Here is a 16116-nt window from a genome sequence, read left to right as displayed (position 1 = left end):
CAAGGGCTCTAAAAAGCTGTCAAGGAAGCCCCCCAGGCAAATGCGTACTAATGCGTGCTAATTCTTTCCTTAGAGTCAGACTCGCGTTTTTCATCCTTTGCAACTATCTCGGGAGCCACATCCGGCAAGGGCTCCGGCGCGTATTGCAGCGCAATTTGCAGGACCTCGTCAATCCATTTAACCGGTTTAATCTGCAGATCCTGCTTAATGTTGTCAGGAATTTCCTTCAGATCACGCACGTTCTCTTCCGGAATGATCACAGTCTTGATCCCGCCACGGTGAGCCGCGAGCAGTTTTTCCTTCAGACCGCCGATGGCCAGCACTTGGCCACGCAGGGTGATTTCTCCTGTCATAGCGACGTCTGCGCGCACCGGAATCCCGGTCAACGCCGATACCAGCGCCGTGCACATGCCTACACCGGCGCTAGGGCCGTCCTTCGGGGTCGCCCCTTCCGGCATGTGGATGTGCGTGTCGCGCTTCTCGTGGAAGTCCAGAGGGATCCCCAGGCTTTTCGCACGGCTGCGTACCACGGTCAGCGCTGCGGTGATCGATTCGACCATCACATCGCCCAGCGAACCGGTCTTGATCAACTGGCCTTTGCCGGGTACGACAGCGGCTTCGATGGTTAGCAATTCGCCACCCACCTGAGTCCAAGCCAAGCCAGTTACCTGGCCGATCTGATCCTGGGATTCGGCAAGACCGTAGCGGTATTTGCGCACGCCGAGGAAGTGCTCGAGCATGTCCGCAGTGACCTTCACCGAGAAGCGTTTTTCCAGTGCGTGCTCTTTGACGGTCTTGCGGCAAACCTTGGCAATCTGGCGCTCAAGCCCCCGTACACCGGCTTCGCGGGTGTAGTAGCGGATGATGTCGCGGATCGCTTCGGAGTCGAATTCCAGCTCGCCTTTCTTCAAGCCATTGGCCTGAATCTGCTTCGGCGAAAGGTACTTGACCGCGATGTTGATCTTCTCGTCTTCGGTGTAGCCCGGCAGGCGAATGACTTCCATCCGGTCCAGCAGCGCTGGCGGAATGTTCATCGAGTTCGAGGTGCACAGGAACATCACATCGGACAGGTCGTAGTCGACTTCCAGATAGTGGTCGTTGAAGTTGTGGTTCTGCTCAGGGTCGAGCACTTCCAGCAACGCCGACGCCGGATCGCCACGCATGTCGCTGCCCATCTTGTCGATTTCATCGAGCAGGAACAGCGGGTTGCGAACCCCGACTTTTGTCATCTTTTGAATCAATCTTCCTGGCATCGAACCGATGTAAGTGCGGCGATGACCACGAATTTCCGCTTCATCGCGCACGCCACCGAGGGCCATACGCACGAATTTACGGTTGGTGGCGTGGGCAATCGACTCCGCCAACGAGGTTTTACCCACGCCAGGAGGACCGACCAGGCACAACACCGGACCACGAATCTTCTTCACGCGCTTTTGCACAGCGAGGTATTCGAGGATGCGTTCTTTGACTTCGTCCAGACCGTAGTGGTCGGCATCGAGAATATCTTCGGCGCGGGCAAGGTCCAGACGCACTTTGCTCTGAGCTTTCCACGGCACTTGAACCAGCCAGTCGATGTATGAACGAACCACGGTCGCCTCGGCGGACATCGGCGACATTTGTTTCAGTTTGTTCAGCTCGCCGTTGGCCTTGGCCAGGGCATCTTTGGGCAGGCCAGCGGCATCGATGCGCTTTTTCAGCTCTTCGATTTCGTTGTGGCCTTCTTCGCTGTCGCCGAGTTCTTTCTGAATGGCTTTCATCTGCTCATTCAGGTAGTACTCGCGCTGACTGCGCTCCATTTGCTTTTTGACGCGACCGCGAATGCGTTTTTCGACTTGCAGCAGATCGATCTCGGCATCCAGCAACGCCAGAACGTGCTCGACCCGGGCCGACAAATCGATGATTTCGAGGATTTCCTGCTTCTGCTCGATCTTCAGGGCCATGTGTGCGGCCATGGTGTCGACCAAGCGGCCCGGCTCGTCGATGCTGTTGAGCGACGACAGGACTTCAGCCGGGACTTTCTTGCCCAGCTGGACATATTGTTCGAACTGAGCCAACAGACTGCGGACAAACACTTCCGACTCGCGCTCTGGCGCGTCGACTTCGTCGATCAACGAGACTTCGGCACGGCAGTGGCCGTCCACTTCGCTGAAGCGCTCCACGGCGCCCCGCTGCTCGCCTTCGACCAGAACCTTGACGGTGCCGTCAGGCAGCTTGAGCAGTTGCAGAACAGTGGCGATGGTACCTACGCGATAAAGTGCTTCTTCACCGGGATCGTCGTCAGCAGGATTGCGCTGAGCCAGCAGAAGGATCTGCTTGTCGCCGGTCATCGCTGCCTCGAGGGCTTCGATGGATTTCTCGCGCCCCACGAACAGCGGGATAACCATGTGCGGATAAACCACAACATCACGCAATGGCAGGAGAGGCAATTCGATGGTTGTCTTCATGATTTCGCCTCTACGGCGGCCATAAGGCCGTAAACAGATGGATGTAAGCTTGAAACCAAGATGGGGGCTGCTTTCAAAAAAAACAAGCGTAAAGAGGGTGTTAAAACGCTTTAAAAGAAAAGGGGCCCGAAGGCCCCTTCTTTATTCCAGCAGCGTGACGCTTAAGCGTCTGGCGCTGCCTTGGCAGTCGGCTCACTGTTTTCGTAGATATACAGTGGCTTGGACTTGCCTTCGATCACGCTTTCATCGATCACTACTTTGCTCACCTCGGACTGCGAGGGGATTTCATACATAGTGTCGAGCAACACACCTTCGAGAATCGAGCGCAAGCCACGGGCACCGGTTTTGCGTTCCAGGGCACGTTTGGCGACCGATTTCAGTGCGTCGGCCCGGAATTCCAGGTCCACGCCTTCCATCTCGAACAGCTTGGCGTACTGCTTGGTCAAAGCATTTTTCGGCTCGGTGAGGATCTGCATCAACGCAGCTTCATCAAGCTCGTCCAGCGTTGCAAGAACTGGCAGACGACCGACGAATTCCGGGATCAGACCGAACTTGACCAAATCGTCAGGCTCGACTTCACGCAGGGATTCACCGACTTTCTTGCCTTCTTCCTTGCTGCGCACTTCTGCGTTGAAACCGATGCCGCCCTTGGTGGAACGGTTTTGAATAACCTTTTCCAGACCGGAGAACGCACCACCGCAGATGAACAGGATGTTACGGGTGTCGACCTGCAGGAATTCCTGCTGCGGATGCTTGCGACCACCTTGCGGCGGAACGGAAGCGACCGTGCCTTCGATCAACTTGAGCAAGGCTTGCTGCACGCCTTCACCGGAAACGTCCCGGGTGATCGACGGGTTGTCAGACTTGCGCGAGATCTTGTCGATTTCATCGATGTAGACAATGCCCATCTGGGCCTTTTCCACGTCGTAATCGCACTTCTGCAGCAGCTTCTGAATGATGTTCTCGACATCTTCACCGACATAACCCGCCTCGGTGAGGGTGGTTGCGTCGGCGATGGTGAACGGAACGTTCAGCAAACGAGCCAGTGTTTCGGCAAGCAGGGTTTTACCCGAGCCTGTCGGGCCGATCAGCAAGATGTTGCTTTTGCCAAGTTCGACGTCGTCATTCTTTTTGTCACGCTGGTTCAAGCGTTTGTAGTGGTTGTACACCGCTACGGCCAAAACCTTTTTCGCACGCTCCTGACCAATGACGTACTGGTCAAGGATGCCGCTGATTTCTTTAGGCGAAGGCAATTTATGCGCGCTGCTCTCGGCCTGGGCTTCCTGCACCTCCTCGCGGATGATGTCATTGCACAGGTCGACGCACTCGTCGCAGATAAAGACCGAGGGGCCGGCAATCAATTTGCGCACTTCATGCTGGCTTTTGCCACAGAAGGAGCAATAGAGCAGCTTGCCGTTGTCCTCGCCGTTGCGGGTGTCAGTCATTCGTTCGATCCAAATCCGATAGGCTTGCAACACAAGATGAAGGCTATTGCGGGCTTTTTCAAGCCCGCTGGTGATCGGAGCAACCGACCAGCCTTATTTTGAGCTGCTTATTTTAAGCCGGGCGCTGTTCGATCACTTCATCGATCAACCCGTACTCACGCGCGGCTTGTGCACTCATGAAGTTGTCGCGGTTGGTATCGCGCTCGATTTCTTCAAGGGTGTGCCCGCTATGCTTGGCCATCAGCGTGTTGAGACGCTCACGAATGAAGAGGATTTCCTTGGCATGGATTTCGATATCCGAAGCCTGACCCTGGAAACCGCCCAATGGCTGGTGAATCATCACACGCGAGTTCGGCAGGCAGAAACGCTTGCCGGCAGCACCTGCGGTCAGCAGGAACGCGCCCATGCTGCAGGCCTGGCCGATACAGGTGGTCGATACGTTTGGCTTGATGAACTGCATGGTGTCGTAGATCGACATGCCCGCTGTCACCGAACCGCCCGGGGAGTTGATATAGAGATGGATGTCCTTGTCCGGGTTTTCCGCTTCAAGGAACAGCAGTTGCGCACAGATCAGGTTAGCCATGTAGTCCTCTACCGGGCCAACCAGAAAAATCACTCGCTCCTTGAGAAGACGCGAATAAATGTCGTAAGCGCGCTCGCCACGAGCAGACTGCTCGACAACCATCGGGACCAGGCCGCCAGCGGCCTGGATATCTGAGTTCTGCTGAATATACGAATTACGGAACATGCTCTGCAGTCACTCCCAAATAGTTATGTCTTGAATACGCATAAGCCAGCGCGAAGGCTGGCTTATGGTGATTACTTCTTAACGCTAAAACGATCAGTCGGCTTGTGGAGCTTCAACCGGCTTGACTGCTTCTTCGTAAGAGACCGACTTATCGGTCACACTAGCTTTCTGCAGAACAGTATCCACAACTTGTTCTTCCAGCACAACCGAACGAACTTCGTTCAGTTGCTGGTCGTTCTTGTAGTACCAGGACACAACCTGCTCAGGCTCTTGGTAGGCCGAAGCCATTTCCTGAATCATTTCGCGAACGCGGGCTTCGTCAGGCTTGAGGTCGAATTGCTTGACCACTTCAGCCACGATCAGACCCAGTACAACGCGGCGCTTGGCTTGTTCTTCGAACAGCTCGGCCGGCAGTTGGTCAGGCTTGATGTTGCCGCCGAACTGCTGAACAGCCTGCACGCGCAGACGGTCAACTTCGGTGGACAGCAGAGCCTTAGGCACTTCGATCGGGTTGGTGGCCAGCAGACCGTCCATTACCTGATTCTTGACCTTGGATTTGATCGCCTGACGCAGCTCGCGCTCCATGTTCTTGCGAACTTCGGTGCGGAAGCCTTCCAGGCCAGTTTCCTTGATGCCGAATTGAGCGAAGAATTCTTCGGTCAGCTCAGGCAGTTTTGGCTCGGAAACAGTGTTCACGGTAACGGTGAACTCGGCGGTTTTGCCAGCCAGGTCGAGGTTCTGATAGTCCTCTGGGAAAGTCAGGTTCAGAACGCGTTCTTCGCCAGCTTTAGCGCCAACCAGACCGTCTTCGAAACCAGGGATCATGCGACCCGAACCCAGTACCAGCTGAGTGCCTTTGGCGGAACCGCCAGCGAACACTTCGCCGTCAACCTTGCCAACGAAATCGATGTTCAGTTGGTCTTCGTTCTGGGCAGCGCGTTCGGCCACTTCAAAACGGGTGTTCTGCTTGCGCAGGATTTCGAGCATTTTGTCCAGGTCAGCGTCAGCCACGTCAGCGCTCAGGCGCTCGACAGTGATGCCTTCGAAACCGGCAACGGTGAACTCAGGGAACACTTCGAAAACTGCAACGTATTCCAGATCCTTGCCAGCTTCGATCGATTTAGGCTCGATCGAAGGAGCGCCAGCCGGGTTCAGCTTCTGCTCGACGACAGCTTCGTAGAAGGAGGACTGGATGACGTCGCCAACAGCTTCCTGACGTGCATCAGCACCGAAACGGCGCTTGATTTCACTCATTGGCACTTTGCCTGGACGGAAGCCAGCAATCTTGGCCTTTTGGGCGGTCTGCTGCAGACGCTTGTTGACCTGAGTCTCGATGCGCTCAGCCGGCACGGTGATGCTCATGCGGCGCTCAAGAGCAGAAGTATTTTCAACAGAAACTTGCATGGATATTCCTCGTTGCACAGACGTTAGCCGGCCGTTTCCGACCCCAGAATCAAGGGCATGCATTCTAGTGGGTCAAACTCAAGAAGTCACCCTACTGAAAAAGGGTAAAAAAACAGCAGGCAATTTATAGGCGAGGGACAAACGGTTGCGCCTCACCCTGTTCGCAAATACAGCCAATCAAGCCAGGGCTCTGCGCCAACCCTTCTATATAAAGAAGAAGTTGCCAGTCATCTCCCTGACAACCGACCTTGCGAGCAAGGCCGGCGGGCGGCGCGGCATCATCGGGAAACATAAATACGACGAAGCACCCCACCCCTGCGACCCGGAATTGCAGCCGCTGAATACTCGAACCGCTAAAACAAAAAAGGCGCCAGACTGTTAAATCTGGCGCCTCTCGAAATATGGGGTGGACGAAGGGGATCGAACCCTCGACAACGGGAGTCACAATCCCGTGCTCTACCAACTGAGCTACGCCCACCATATAGCCTGACAAAGAAGCCAAACAACCTTCCTTGCTGCGCCCCAACCAAGCCAATGGCCCGAGTGAAGCTTTATTTGGTGCGGATGAAGAGACTCGAACTCTTACACCTTGCGGCGCTGGAACCTAAATCCAGTGTGTCTACCAATTCCACCACATCCGCGTTTGAAGCTGTTAAAGCAAAGGCGCCAGACTGTTAATCTGGCGCCTTTCGAAATATGGGGTGGACGAAGGGGATCGAACCCTCGACAACGGGAGTCACAATCCCGTGCTCTACCAACTGAGCTACGCCCACCATATTGCGCTACTTGTGCCAAAGTTGCCTAATGGCGCACCCGGCAGGACTCGAACCTGCGACCATCCGCTTAGAAGGCGGATGCTCTATCCAGCTGAGCTACGGGCGCCTTATTAATCTGTACTCTTGGAGGACTACAAACTAAGTGCTTCCAGCCTTGCAGAACCGTAATTCCGCTCGACCTTCTCATCCAGTGCTAGGCTGTGCCCGACAAGTGCGACGAATAGTATAGAGCGGCCCAAAGTCCGTCAAATCCTTTTTAAAAAAAATTCATTTAATTAAAGGGCTTAGAGGAATTTGCAGACCAAGCGCCTTTGCCCTCGGCGCCTGACATGCGAGAATGCGCCCTCTTTTTTTCCCCTCTCGATGGTTAATCACGCGCAATGACTGCACAACTAATCGACGGCAAGTCAATCGCCGCCAGCCTGCGCCAGCAGATCGCCAAACGAGTTGCCGAGCGTCGCCAGCAAGGTCTGCGCACGCCAGGCCTCGCGGTGATCCTGGTCGGCAGCGATCCTGCCTCTCAGGTTTATGTCTCGCACAAGCGTAAAGACTGTGAAGAGGTCGGCTTTCTATCCCAAGCCTACGACCTGCCTGCTGACACCACTCAACAAGCACTGACCGAACTGATCGATCGCCTCAACGACGACCCGGCCATCGATGGCGTGCTGCTGCAGTTGCCTTTGCCTGCACACCTTGATGCATCCAAATTGCTCGAGCGCATTCGCCCGGACAAAGACGTGGATGGTTTCCACCCTTATAACGTCGGTCGTCTGGCACAGCGCATTCCACTGCTGCGCCCGTGCACACCAAAAGGCATCATGACCTTGCTCGAAAGCACTGGCGCCGACCTTTACGGGATGGACGCAGTGATCGTCGGTGCGTCCAACATCGTCGGCCGCCCGATGGCGATGGAACTGCTGCTGGCCGGCTGCACCGTCACCGTCACCCACCGCTTTACCAAGGACCTGGCCGGCCACGTCGGCCGCGCCGATCTGGTTGTTGTCGCTGCGGGCAAGCCAGGCCTGGTCAAAGGTGAGTGGATCAAGCAAGGCGCGATCGTGATCGACGTCGGCATCAATCGTCAGGACGACGGCAAGCTGGTTGGCGACGTGATCTACGAAACTGCCCTGCCCCGCGCTGGCTGGATCACCCCAGTGCCGGGCGGCGTTGGTCCGATGACGCGCGCCTGCCTGCTGGAAAACACTTTGTACGCGGCAGAAACCCTGCACGGCTGAGTTGTTTTGCTGCACCCACAGAGCCCCGCCCAGTGCGGGGCTTTGTTGTTTTCGCGGTGTGTATTTGTAGCGAACAAACGCATCAATTGCGCCAACCCATGCCCCACCAGAGATTAAATAATCTTCATCTACAGCTCCCACTGCACAGGCGTCTGGCGCTTTATTGGCTCATACTCATAAAATGCGTCGTTTTTATGAAACAGCCCGTAACAAAACGGCATATCCACCCTTTATGAGTTCGCCCGCGTGAAAATCCGTCTTTCCATCCTGAGTCTATTTTTTGCATTTACAGGGACGTTCATCACGCCAATGGCCAGCGCCGCAGAAACCACTGCCGCGCCCCGAGACGCTTCACAACTGAAAATCGCTTCCGGCAGCGCACTGCTGCTGGATCTGCAAACCAACAAAGTCATTTATTCCAGTAACCCCGACGTTGTCGTGCCGATTGCTTCAGTGAGCAAATTGATGACCGGCCTGGTGGTGGTTGAAGCCCGCCAGAACATGGACGAATACATTAACGTCGACATCAGCCACACGCCGGAAATGAAAGGTGTGTTTTCGCGGGTCAAACTCAACAGCGAACTGCCGCGCAAAAAGATGCTGCTGATTGCGTTGATGTCTTCGGAAAACCGCGCCGCCGCTACCCTCGCCCACCATTACCCGGGCGGCTACGTGGCGTTTATTGCGGCGATGAACGCCAAAGCCAAGGCGCTGGGCATGACCAGCACGCATTTTGTCGAACCCACCGGCCTGTCGCCGCGTAACGTTTCGACGGCACGCGACTTGAGCAAGCTGCTGATCGCCGCGCGCAAATATCCGCTGCTGACCGAGCTGACCACCACCAAGGAAGCCACCGTCGCGTTCCGCAAACCCAACTACACGCTGGGTTTCAATAACACCGACCACTTGGTGAAAAAGCCCAATTGGGACATCAAGATCACCAAGACCGGTTTCACCAATGAAGCAGGGCATTGCCTGGTGTTGGTGACCAGCATGGGCAATCGCCCGGTGGCCCTGGTGATTCTCGACGCCTTCGGCAAATACACGCATTTCGCCGACGCCAGCCGCATCCGCAGTTGGGTCGAAACCGGTCGCAGCGTCGATGCACCGTCGGTAGCCCTGCAATACAAAGCCGCGAAAAATCTCAAACAGCGCCAGAGCGGCGTGGTTGAAGCCTCGAAATAGCCGCGCGCCAACAAATAGAAACCCAACAAAAAGCCCCGAATATTCGGGGCTTTTTGCAGGTGGACGAAAGATCAGTCGTTGGGCAACGGCATCTCATCGTCGTTGGGAATGCCATCGCCGTCGCTCGGATGTTTCGAACCCCGCGCAGGATCAGTCGGTGTCACCAACGGCCGCGCCAGCGGATCGCGCAGCGGACTGTTCGGATCCATGGCGCCGTCCACGTCGTCTTCGGGCGTGGTTGGAACGCTGTCCGGACGTCGGTCATTGAAACTCGAATCGGTAGACATGATTCACCTCATTGCGATTGCGCGTCAGGTTTCAGGTCACCCAGCGGATCGTAAGGCTTCGCCGGCTTCTTTTCGTCCTCGCCTGGCTTGATGTCTCGCGGCGCCTTGGCTGGCCCGATAGGGTCAACCTGCGGGTCCGCAACATCGGGCGAATCGGGATCGAAACCCAGATCATCGCCGGACGAATGCTCGGACGAATGTGGGCCATCTGGGGAATTGGAATGTGCCATGGACGCCTCCTTGGGTCTGGCCCGGAGGAATCCGGGCCTTACTCATATGAGGCGCGCGGCACGTGACGGTGCCCGAAACATGACGAACGGAGCCTTCAGCGCAAATAGCCGCTACTGAGCCTGCAACGCTTTGCTCGCCCGCGCGGCTGGCTGTTCTTGCCCGGCCTGGCCTAAATCGCTGGCGGCCTTGAGCCAGCGCGGCCCGTCGACCTTGGCCGGCAGCTGATTCGGCTTCTGGATCAAAACCGCCCAGCCGCCAGCATCCTTGAAGGCAGACTCAAACGAATTGAAGTCCATCAGCAATCGGCGATTCATCCCGGCGCGCAGCAGCACGGTCTGCTTCTGCCGGTTGTAACCGGCGAGGATCGCGTAACGCGGTTCGGCCCAGAATGCCGAGCCTTCAGTGAACCGCACCATCACCGGATAACCGGCCGCGACTTGGGTCAGCAGCGCCGACAGATTGCCATCGAGCGGGTACACGACCATGCCGTATTCACGGGCAAGGTTCTGCATGTTCTGCTGCAACTGCGCCTCGGCGCCCGGCAACTTCAAAGGTTTTTCGAGCAGCCCAGGGGTGATCACGATGCCTTGTTGCGACAACATGCTGGCCAGCACCTGCGGCCCACTCTGATTGGCCTGCCCGCGATAAAACGTACCGCTGAGTTCCACGCGTTCCGGCAGTTGCCGAACCTCTGGCGCCACGCTGCCCGCGCATCCTGCCAGCGCAGCAACGCAACTGATCGCCAGCACTAAAGTTCGAATTCCAGACATTACCCGCACCATCATCACCCGCTTGTTCAGACGCCAGGCAATCACGCCCCTGGCTTGGGCCACCGATCATAGGTCGCCATGGCGCAGCGGTATAGCCTAAACCGGCAGTTGTTTGCATTCGATAGAGCGAACTGGCTGGAGACAGGCGACCTTTGGTCAATAGCCTGAAACACGCTAACGACTAGACTGTCATTTGAAAGACGTGATGCGCCCGATGCAGGGCGAAGAGGAGGCACCGATGAGCCTGACAATGACAATCGTAATGCTCGTATGTGGCTGGCTGGCCGTGGCCGCCGCCATGCTGTGGGGCGTGCTGCGCATCACTCGCCGCCACCATCACCCGCCCGCACAAGTGACGCCCGAAGCAAAAACCGAACAAGCACCGACCCGCCCCGCGACCGCGCACTGATCATTCTTTAGCACCTGACAGGTAAGTTTGCGTATGTAGCAGCTGCCGAGCCTGCGAGGCTGCGTTGGCCTGCAAAGCGGCCCCCCGAGGGCGCTCCTGCGGACCGCAACGCAGCCTCGTGCCTCGGCAGTTGCTACAAGGGATCGTTATTTATTCGCGCCAGACGTCTTTGAGAACGCTGACCCAGTTAATAAAACGGCCACCTGCACCCTCGCGAGTACAGGTGGCCGTTGTTTTCTTGCGCGGATCAGACTTTAGCGGCGCTACGCTTTTGCTTGGCCCGTCGAGACATCATGTTCAAGCACTCGATCGTCGCCGAGAACGCCATGGCGGCATACACGTAGCCTTTTGGTACGTGAGCGCCGAAGCCTTCGGCGATCAGCGTCATGCCGATCATGATCAGGAAGCCCAGAGCCAGCATCACCACCGTCGGGTTGTCGTTGATGAACTTGGCCAGCGGGTCAGCCGCCAACAACATCACCAGCACCGACACCACCACCGCGATGATCATGATCGGCAGATGCTCGGTCATGCCGACAGCGGTAATGATGCTGTCGATCGAGAACACCAGGTCGAGCATCAGGATCTGCCCGATAGCGGCGGCAAAACCCAACGTCACGGTAGACGTCGCCGACTTCGGATCTTCCGGCGCCGGGTCCATGCTGTGGTGAATCTCGGTAGTCGCTTTCCACAACAGGAACAGGCCACCGGCGATCAAGATAATGTCCTTCCACGAGAACGCGTGGCCGAGCAACTCGATCACCGGGGTGGTCAGCTGAACGATGAAGGCGATAGTGCTCAGCAGGCCCAATCGCAGAATCAGCGCCATGCCGATGCCGATACGCCGCGCCTTCTGCCGATGCTGCTCGGGCAGTTTGTTGGTCAGAATCGAGATGAAAATCAGGTTATCGATGCCGAGCACGATTTCCATGACCACCAACGTCGCCAAGGCGATCCAGGCGGTTGGGCTGGTGGCTAGCTCTAAAAGGTATTCCATGGGTCAGTCCTGACTCGTTGCGATTCGGGGTTAGATTTCCTGGGACGAAGAACTGGATTGCTCTTCATCTTCGGCCGAGGATGGTTTTTTGCTGATCAGCCCGCCAGTGGCGTCGCTGAGCGCTTGTTCAGCGGCCTTATGCGTGTCGTCGATCGCCTGTTTGGCGGATTCGGCGGCCTTGCCCATCAGTTGCTGCGCACTCTTTTCAGCCTGATCACACCCGGCCAGTACCAGTAAAGACGTGATCAGCAGGGCCGTAGCGGTAAATTTCATGACGCTCTCCTTGTAAAACGGGCCGGCGCCAAGCGGCGCCCCGTCGATAGCGAGGCATTCTATGTAAGGAAATACTTCAGGAAAATTCGTATTTTCAGCGGCTATACTTCGTTTTTTACGAACTGACAGGCCGCCATGCTCAATTACCGACAGCTGCATTACTTCTGGGTCGTCGCCAAGACCGGCAGCATCGTCCGCGCGTGCGAGCAACTTAACCTGACGCCGCAGACCATCAGCGGACAGATTTCATTGTTTGAACAAACTTTCGGTATCGAATTGTTTCGCCGCGTCGGGCGCAATCTCGAGCTCACCGAGGCAGGGCGCCAGACGCTGCCCTTTGCCGAGCAGATGTTTCAGCTCGGTGGCGAATTGGAGTTGATGCTGCGCGCCCAACCAAATGAGCAACAGATTCTGTTCCGCGTCGGTGTCGCAGACGTGGTGCCGAAATCCATCGTCTATCGACTGATCGCGCCGACCATGGAGTTGAGCGAGCCGCTGCGCATCAGCTGTCGCGAGGACAAACTGGAGCGGTTACTCGCCGACCTGGCGATTCAACGCCTCGACCTGGTGATCTCTGACAGCCCGATGCCGTCGCACCTCGACATCAAGGGCTACAGCCAGAAACTCGGCGAATGCGGGATCAGTTTTTTTGCGACGAAAGCCTTGGCGGCACAGTACGGCGAGGATTTCCCCCGCAGCCTGCACGGTGCGCCGCTACTGATTCCCGGGCCGGAAACCGTGGTGCGCAGCCGTTTGCAGCGCTGGTTTGCCGAGCAGCAGATTCAGCCACGGATTGTCGGCGAGTTCGATGACAGCGCGTTGATGCAGGCGTTTGGGCAATCCGGCAGCGGGATTTTCATCGGCCCGAGCGTGATTGCCGACGAGGTGCAACGCCAGTGCGGCGTCGAATTGATCGGCCAGACCGAAGCGGTGACCGAGTCGTTCTACGCCATTTCCGTCGAACGCAAGGTCAAGCACCCCGGCATCGTTGCGATTGCCGAAGGTGCCCGACGCGAGCTGTTTACTGACTGACTGTTTACTGAATAGCAGTTTACTGACCAGCTGTTTACTGAACGGTGAGAATCTCGCGCGGTTTCATGGTCATGAGGGCCATGGCCAGCAGCACCGAGGCGAGGATGATCGCGGCGGCGGCGAAACCCAGCCCTTGCAGGCCAAAACTGTCGATCACCCGACCACCGAGCATCGCGCCCAGGCCAATCCCGAGGTTGGCCCCGGCGATGTTCAGCGACGCGGCGAAGGCCGGCGCTTCCGGCGCAGCTTTCATCAAACGCACATGGCTGACCAGGAACAGCGCGGCTTGGGTCACACCCCAAATGCCCATCGCCGCCGCCAGACCCAGCGGCGAGTGAATATTCGGCACCAGCGCGACCATGCCGGCAATCATGAACGCGCAAAACATCATCGACGCGATCAACGGATGACGATCCACCGCGCGGCCACCCAGCGAATTGCCGATCAAACCGACCGCGCCGAAGCCCATCAGGCACCAGCCGACCACGGTGCCGTTGAAACCGGCGAGGCGCTCAAGGATGTCCGCCAGATAGGTGTAAGCGGTGAACATGCCGCTGAAGACCAGAATCGACAACAGCACATGACCGATCATCAACGGGCTGTGGAGGATCTTGAATTGCGAGCGAAAGCTCACTTGATGCTGATGCAAGCTGGTTTTCGGCAAGTAGATAAACAGCAGCAGAGCCTTGGCAAACGCGATCACCGCGAGAATGCCGAAAGCGCTGCGCCAGCCGAAGGCATCGGAAATCAGCGTGCCGACCGGAATGCCGAACACCGTGGCGCAGACGATGCCGAAACCGATCTTGGCGATGGCGCGACCGGCGTGGTCCGGTCCGACGATGTCCACCGCAGTCTCGCTGGCCAAGGCCCAGAACACCGGCAAGCCCAGCGCCGGGATCAACCGCGCGGCGGCCATCACCCAGATATTCGGCGCAAACGCCGCGACCGTGTTGGCCACGCCGAACATGATCAGCACCGAGATAAACAGTTTGCGCCGTTCGAAACGGGCGAAGTAGGCGGTCAGGAACGGGCCGAACGCGGCCACGGTGAACGCGAACAGCGTCACCAGCAAACCGGCTTGGGGAATCGTGACTTCGAGGTCTCGAGCGATCGCCGGCAACAGGCCGACGATGATGAACTCCGTGGTCAGCACCGTGAAGCCGGCAGCGGACAACAGAATGATGGGCAGCAACAGCATGCAAAACTCCAGAAAAACGACGACAGCAGCGACAGCCCGAGGGCGCACTGGCAGAAACTGAAAATGAGGATGGCGAATCTTAACAGAGTGTGTCCGGGCCGGGTTGCACGAACCTGCAAATCGCGCCGGCGCCACGGGCGGCAGATCGTCACAGGTCTGAAGGAAGCGGACTACCCTGTGATAAAGTTCGCGCCCTGCGATTCGTACACCCTGATCATCGGCCACTTTGCGGCTCTGATGGCGCACTAACCCGTAGTTCTTGAACATAGTTCTTAAACGTAGTTTCTATCCGTAGCTTCTACCAGTGGCTCCTTCCTGTGGCCTGCCCTGTTATTGCCGCGTGATGCGCAACCCTGCACCCAAAAAAATCAGAGATACCGCTATGAGCGCTGCATCCCCTGCCCTATTACATCGTTTGAAACGTATTAGCCTGGTCACGCAAATCATCATCGGCCTGATCGCCGGCATCGCCCTCGCGCTGCTGGCACCAGAAGTGGCGAAGTCGACCACGTTCATCGGCAAAGTATTTGTCACAGCGTTGAAAGCGGTCGCGCCGATTCTGGTGTTCGTGCTGGTCATGGCCTCGATTGCCAACCACAAAGTCGGTCAGGAAACCCACATTCGGCCGATTTTGTATCTGTATTTGCTGGGGACTTTTGCCGCTGCGGTGGTCGCGGTCGTGGCCAGCACGTTGTTTCCCTCGAGTCTGGTGCTGACCACTCACGATGTCGCGATCACTGCGCCGGGCGGGATTGGCGAAGTCTTGCAAAGTCTGCTGCTGAGCGTGGTCGACAACCCGGTCAGTGCGCTGATGAATGCCAACTTCATCGGCATTCTGGCCTGGGCGATCGGCATGGGCGTAGCCATTCGCCATGCCGGCGACACCACGCGTGAGGTGCTGGGCGACTTGTCCAACGGCGTCACGCTGATTGTGCGCATGGTCATCTGTTTTGCGCCGCTGGGGATTTTTGGCCTGGTGGCGTCGACGCTGGCCACTTCCGGTTTCGGCGCGCTGATCGGTTATGTGCATCTGCTGGCGGTGCTGCTCGGCTGCATGCTGTTCGTGGCGCTGGTGATGAATCCGGCCATCGTTTTCTGGAAACTGCGCCGCAACCCGTATCCGCTGGTGTGGATGTGCTTGCGCGAAAGTGGCATCACCGCGTTTTTCACCCGCAGCTCGGCGGCGAACATTCCGGTCAACCTGGAACTGAGCAAACGCCTGGGCTTGCATGAAGACACGTATTCGGTGTCGATCCCGCTCGGCGCGACGATCAACATGGCTGGCGCGGCGATCACCATTACCGTGCTGACCCTCGCCGCCGTGCACACGCTGGGGATTGCCGTGGACATTCCGACGGCGATTCTGCTCAGCGTCGTCGCGGCGATTTGCGCGTGTGGCGCTTCGGGTGTGGCCGGCGGTTCGCTGTTGCTGATTCCGCTGGCGTGCAGCTTGTTCGGCATTCCGAGCGAAATCGCCATGCAAGTGGTGGCGGTCGGTTTCATCATCGGCGTGCTGCAGGATTCGGCCGAGACAGCGCTGAATTCCTCCACCGACGTGCTGTTTACCGCAGCAGCCTGTTTGGGTGAAGAACAGAAAGCATAACCCCTCTCCTGTAGGAGCCAGGCTTGCCGGCGAAGGCGTCCTTGAACTCGCTTTCGCCGGCAAGCCTGGCTCCTACAAA

At 57.4% G+C, this 16116-nt stretch carries 16 protein-coding genes and 4 tRNA genes; 6 read left to right on the top strand and 14 right to left on the bottom strand.

The window, feature by feature from the left end; all coding sequences use genetic code 11:
• Positions 1 to 47: 47 nt before the first annotated feature.
• From lon to tig, 4 genes are all read right to left on the bottom strand, one after another.
• On the bottom strand, positions 48 to 2444 hold the full coding sequence (gene lon / locus FBY12_RS00780; protein ID WP_121734372.1) for an endopeptidase La: 2397 nt from the start codon (positions 2442 to 2444) through the stop codon (positions 48 to 50).
• A gap of 161 nt (positions 2445 to 2605) precedes the next feature.
• On the bottom strand, positions 2606 to 3889 hold the full coding sequence (clpX, locus tag FBY12_RS00775) for an ATP-dependent Clp protease ATP-binding subunit ClpX (RefSeq protein WP_007901798.1): 1284 nt from the start codon (positions 3887 to 3889) through the stop codon (positions 2606 to 2608).
• A gap of 112 nt (positions 3890 to 4001) precedes the next feature.
• Positions 4002 to 4637 carry an ATP-dependent Clp endopeptidase proteolytic subunit ClpP gene (clpP, locus tag FBY12_RS00770; protein WP_092270463.1) on the bottom strand — a complete coding sequence of 212 codons (636 nt, stop codon included), beginning with the start codon at positions 4635 to 4637 and terminating at the stop codon, positions 4002 to 4004.
• A gap of 93 nt (positions 4638 to 4730) precedes the next feature.
• Entirely contained in the window at positions 4731 to 6041 is a 1311-nt protein-coding gene (gene tig / locus FBY12_RS00765; RefSeq protein WP_121734371.1) for a trigger factor, read from the bottom strand.
• Positions 6042 to 6186: 145 nt separating this feature from the next.
• Here tig and FBY12_RS00760 point away from each other — a divergent pair, with 145 nt between their 5' ends.
• The gene (locus FBY12_RS00760) at positions 6187 to 6423 is read left to right on the top strand and encodes a hypothetical protein (protein WP_145250136.1); all 237 of its coding nucleotides are present in this window, start codon (positions 6187 to 6189) and stop codon (positions 6421 to 6423) included.
• Between the two features lie 20 nt (positions 6424 to 6443).
• Here FBY12_RS00760 and FBY12_RS00755 read toward each other — a convergent pair.
• From FBY12_RS00755 to FBY12_RS00740, 4 genes are all read right to left on the bottom strand, one after another.
• Positions 6444 to 6519 (bottom strand) — tRNA-His (locus tag FBY12_RS00755).
• 78 nt (positions 6520 to 6597) lie between these two features.
• Positions 6598 to 6682, bottom strand: a tRNA-Leu gene (locus tag FBY12_RS00750).
• Positions 6683 to 6738: 56 nt separating this feature from the next.
• Positions 6739 to 6814 (bottom strand) — tRNA-His (locus FBY12_RS00745).
• A 32-nt stretch (positions 6815 to 6846) separates the two neighbouring features.
• Positions 6847 to 6923, bottom strand: a tRNA-Arg gene (locus tag FBY12_RS00740).
• Positions 6924 to 7197: 274 nt separating this feature from the next.
• Between FBY12_RS00740 and folD the strand changes: the two genes are divergently transcribed.
• Together folD and pbpG are read left to right on the top strand one after the other, a co-directional pair.
• Positions 7198 to 8052 carry a bifunctional methylenetetrahydrofolate dehydrogenase/methenyltetrahydrofolate cyclohydrolase FolD gene (folD, locus tag FBY12_RS00735; protein ID WP_101208814.1) on the top strand — a complete coding sequence of 285 codons (855 nt, stop codon included), beginning with the start codon at positions 7198 to 7200 and terminating at the stop codon, positions 8050 to 8052.
• A gap of 246 nt (positions 8053 to 8298) precedes the next feature.
• Positions 8299 to 9237 carry a D-alanyl-D-alanine endopeptidase gene (gene pbpG / locus FBY12_RS00730; protein WP_092270472.1) on the top strand — a complete coding sequence of 313 codons (939 nt, stop codon included), beginning with the start codon at positions 8299 to 8301 and terminating at the stop codon, positions 9235 to 9237.
• Between the two features lie 71 nt (positions 9238 to 9308).
• Here the strand turns inward: pbpG and FBY12_RS00725 are convergent, their stop codons facing one another.
• From FBY12_RS00725 to FBY12_RS00715, 3 genes are all read right to left on the bottom strand, one after another.
• Positions 9309 to 9524: a hypothetical protein gene (locus tag FBY12_RS00725; protein WP_145250132.1), complete on the bottom strand. Its 216-nt coding sequence runs from the start codon at positions 9522 to 9524 to the stop codon at positions 9309 to 9311.
• Between the two features lie 8 nt (positions 9525 to 9532).
• The gene (locus FBY12_RS00720) at positions 9533 to 9754 is read right to left on the bottom strand and encodes a DUF6021 family protein (RefSeq protein ID WP_092270477.1); all 222 of its coding nucleotides are present in this window, start codon (positions 9752 to 9754) and stop codon (positions 9533 to 9535) included.
• A gap of 111 nt (positions 9755 to 9865) precedes the next feature.
• On the bottom strand, positions 9866 to 10537 hold the full coding sequence (locus FBY12_RS00715) for a peptidase C39 family protein (protein ID WP_145252274.1): 672 nt from the start codon (positions 10535 to 10537) through the stop codon (positions 9866 to 9868).
• Between the two features lie 226 nt (positions 10538 to 10763).
• On the opposite strand from FBY12_RS00715, the gene FBY12_RS00710 reads away from it, so the two are divergent.
• Positions 10764 to 10934, top strand: coding sequence for a hypothetical protein (locus FBY12_RS00710; protein WP_371927358.1), 171 nt, complete (start codon positions 10764 to 10766; stop codon positions 10932 to 10934).
• Between the two features lie 247 nt (positions 10935 to 11181).
• Here the strand turns inward: FBY12_RS00710 and FBY12_RS00705 are convergent, their stop codons facing one another.
• Both FBY12_RS00705 and FBY12_RS00700 read right to left on the bottom strand, forming a co-directional pair.
• Positions 11182 to 11931 (bottom strand): TerC family protein, encoded by a 750-nt coding sequence (locus FBY12_RS00705; RefSeq protein ID WP_121734368.1) that lies wholly within the window; start codon positions 11929 to 11931, stop codon positions 11182 to 11184.
• Positions 11932 to 11961: 30 nt separating this feature from the next.
• The gene (locus FBY12_RS00700; protein ID WP_121734367.1) at positions 11962 to 12204 is read right to left on the bottom strand and encodes a hypothetical protein; all 243 of its coding nucleotides are present in this window, start codon (positions 12202 to 12204) and stop codon (positions 11962 to 11964) included.
• Between the two features lie 135 nt (positions 12205 to 12339).
• Between FBY12_RS00700 and nhaR the strand changes: the two genes are divergently transcribed.
• The gene (gene nhaR, locus FBY12_RS00695; protein ID WP_145250129.1) at positions 12340 to 13236 is read left to right on the top strand and encodes a transcriptional activator NhaR; all 897 of its coding nucleotides are present in this window, start codon (positions 12340 to 12342) and stop codon (positions 13234 to 13236) included.
• Positions 13237 to 13270: 34 nt separating this feature from the next.
• Here nhaR and FBY12_RS00690 read toward each other — a convergent pair whose 3' ends face one another.
• Entirely contained in the window at positions 13271 to 14431 is a 1161-nt protein-coding gene (locus FBY12_RS00690; protein WP_092281442.1) for an MFS transporter, read from the bottom strand.
• A 385-nt stretch (positions 14432 to 14816) separates the two neighbouring features.
• Between FBY12_RS00690 and sstT the strand changes: the two genes are divergently transcribed.
• The gene (gene sstT, locus FBY12_RS00685) at positions 14817 to 16037 is read left to right on the top strand and encodes a serine/threonine transporter SstT (RefSeq protein ID WP_145250126.1); all 1221 of its coding nucleotides are present in this window, start codon (positions 14817 to 14819) and stop codon (positions 16035 to 16037) included.
• Positions 16038 to 16116 lie beyond the last annotated feature (79 nt).

The organism is Pseudomonas sp. SJZ131, assembly GCF_007828705.1.
Taxonomy (GTDB): domain Bacteria; phylum Pseudomonadota; class Gammaproteobacteria; order Pseudomonadales; family Pseudomonadaceae; genus Aquipseudomonas; species Aquipseudomonas prosekii.
Note: the sequence above shows the minus strand (reverse complement) of the source record. Positions and strands in the feature narration are given on the sequence as shown.

Bases quoted from the DNA above. Each gene is read 5' to 3' on its own strand.
- lon (WP_121734372.1), bottom strand. From the start codon at position 2,444: ATGAAGACAACCATCGAATTGCCTCTCCTGCCATTGCGTGATGTTGTG.
- clpX (WP_007901798.1), bottom strand. From the start codon at position 3,889: ATGACTGACACCCGCAACGGCGAGGACAACGGCAAGCTGCTCTATTGC.
- clpP (WP_092270463.1), bottom strand. From the start codon at position 4,637: ATGTTCCGTAATTCGTATATTCAGCAGAACTCAGATATCCAGGCCGCT.
- tig (WP_121734371.1), bottom strand. From the start codon at position 6,041: ATGCAAGTTTCTGTTGAAAATACTTCTGCTCTTGAGCGCCGCATGAGC.
- folD (WP_101208814.1), top strand. From the start codon at position 7,198: ATGACTGCACAACTAATCGACGGCAAGTCAATCGCCGCCAGCCTGCGC.
- FBY12_RS00725 (WP_145250132.1), bottom strand. From the start codon at position 9,524: ATGTCTACCGATTCGAGTTTCAATGACCGACGTCCGGACAGCGTTCCA.
- FBY12_RS00720 (WP_092270477.1), bottom strand. From the start codon at position 9,754: ATGGCACATTCCAATTCCCCAGATGGCCCACATTCGTCCGAGCATTCG.
- FBY12_RS00715 (WP_145252274.1), bottom strand. From the start codon at position 10,537: ATGGTGCGGGTAATGTCTGGAATTCGAACTTTAGTGCTGGCGATCAGT.
- FBY12_RS00710 (WP_371927358.1), top strand. From the start codon at position 10,764: ATGAGCCTGACAATGACAATCGTAATGCTCGTATGTGGCTGGCTGGCC.
- FBY12_RS00705 (WP_121734368.1), bottom strand. From the start codon at position 11,931: ATGGAATACCTTTTAGAGCTAGCCACCAGCCCAACCGCCTGGATCGCC.
- FBY12_RS00700 (WP_121734367.1), bottom strand. From the start codon at position 12,204: ATGAAATTTACCGCTACGGCCCTGCTGATCACGTCTTTACTGGTACTG.
- nhaR (WP_145250129.1), top strand. From the start codon at position 12,340: ATGCTCAATTACCGACAGCTGCATTACTTCTGGGTCGTCGCCAAGACC.
- sstT (WP_145250126.1), top strand. From the start codon at position 14,817: ATGAGCGCTGCATCCCCTGCCCTATTACATCGTTTGAAACGTATTAGC.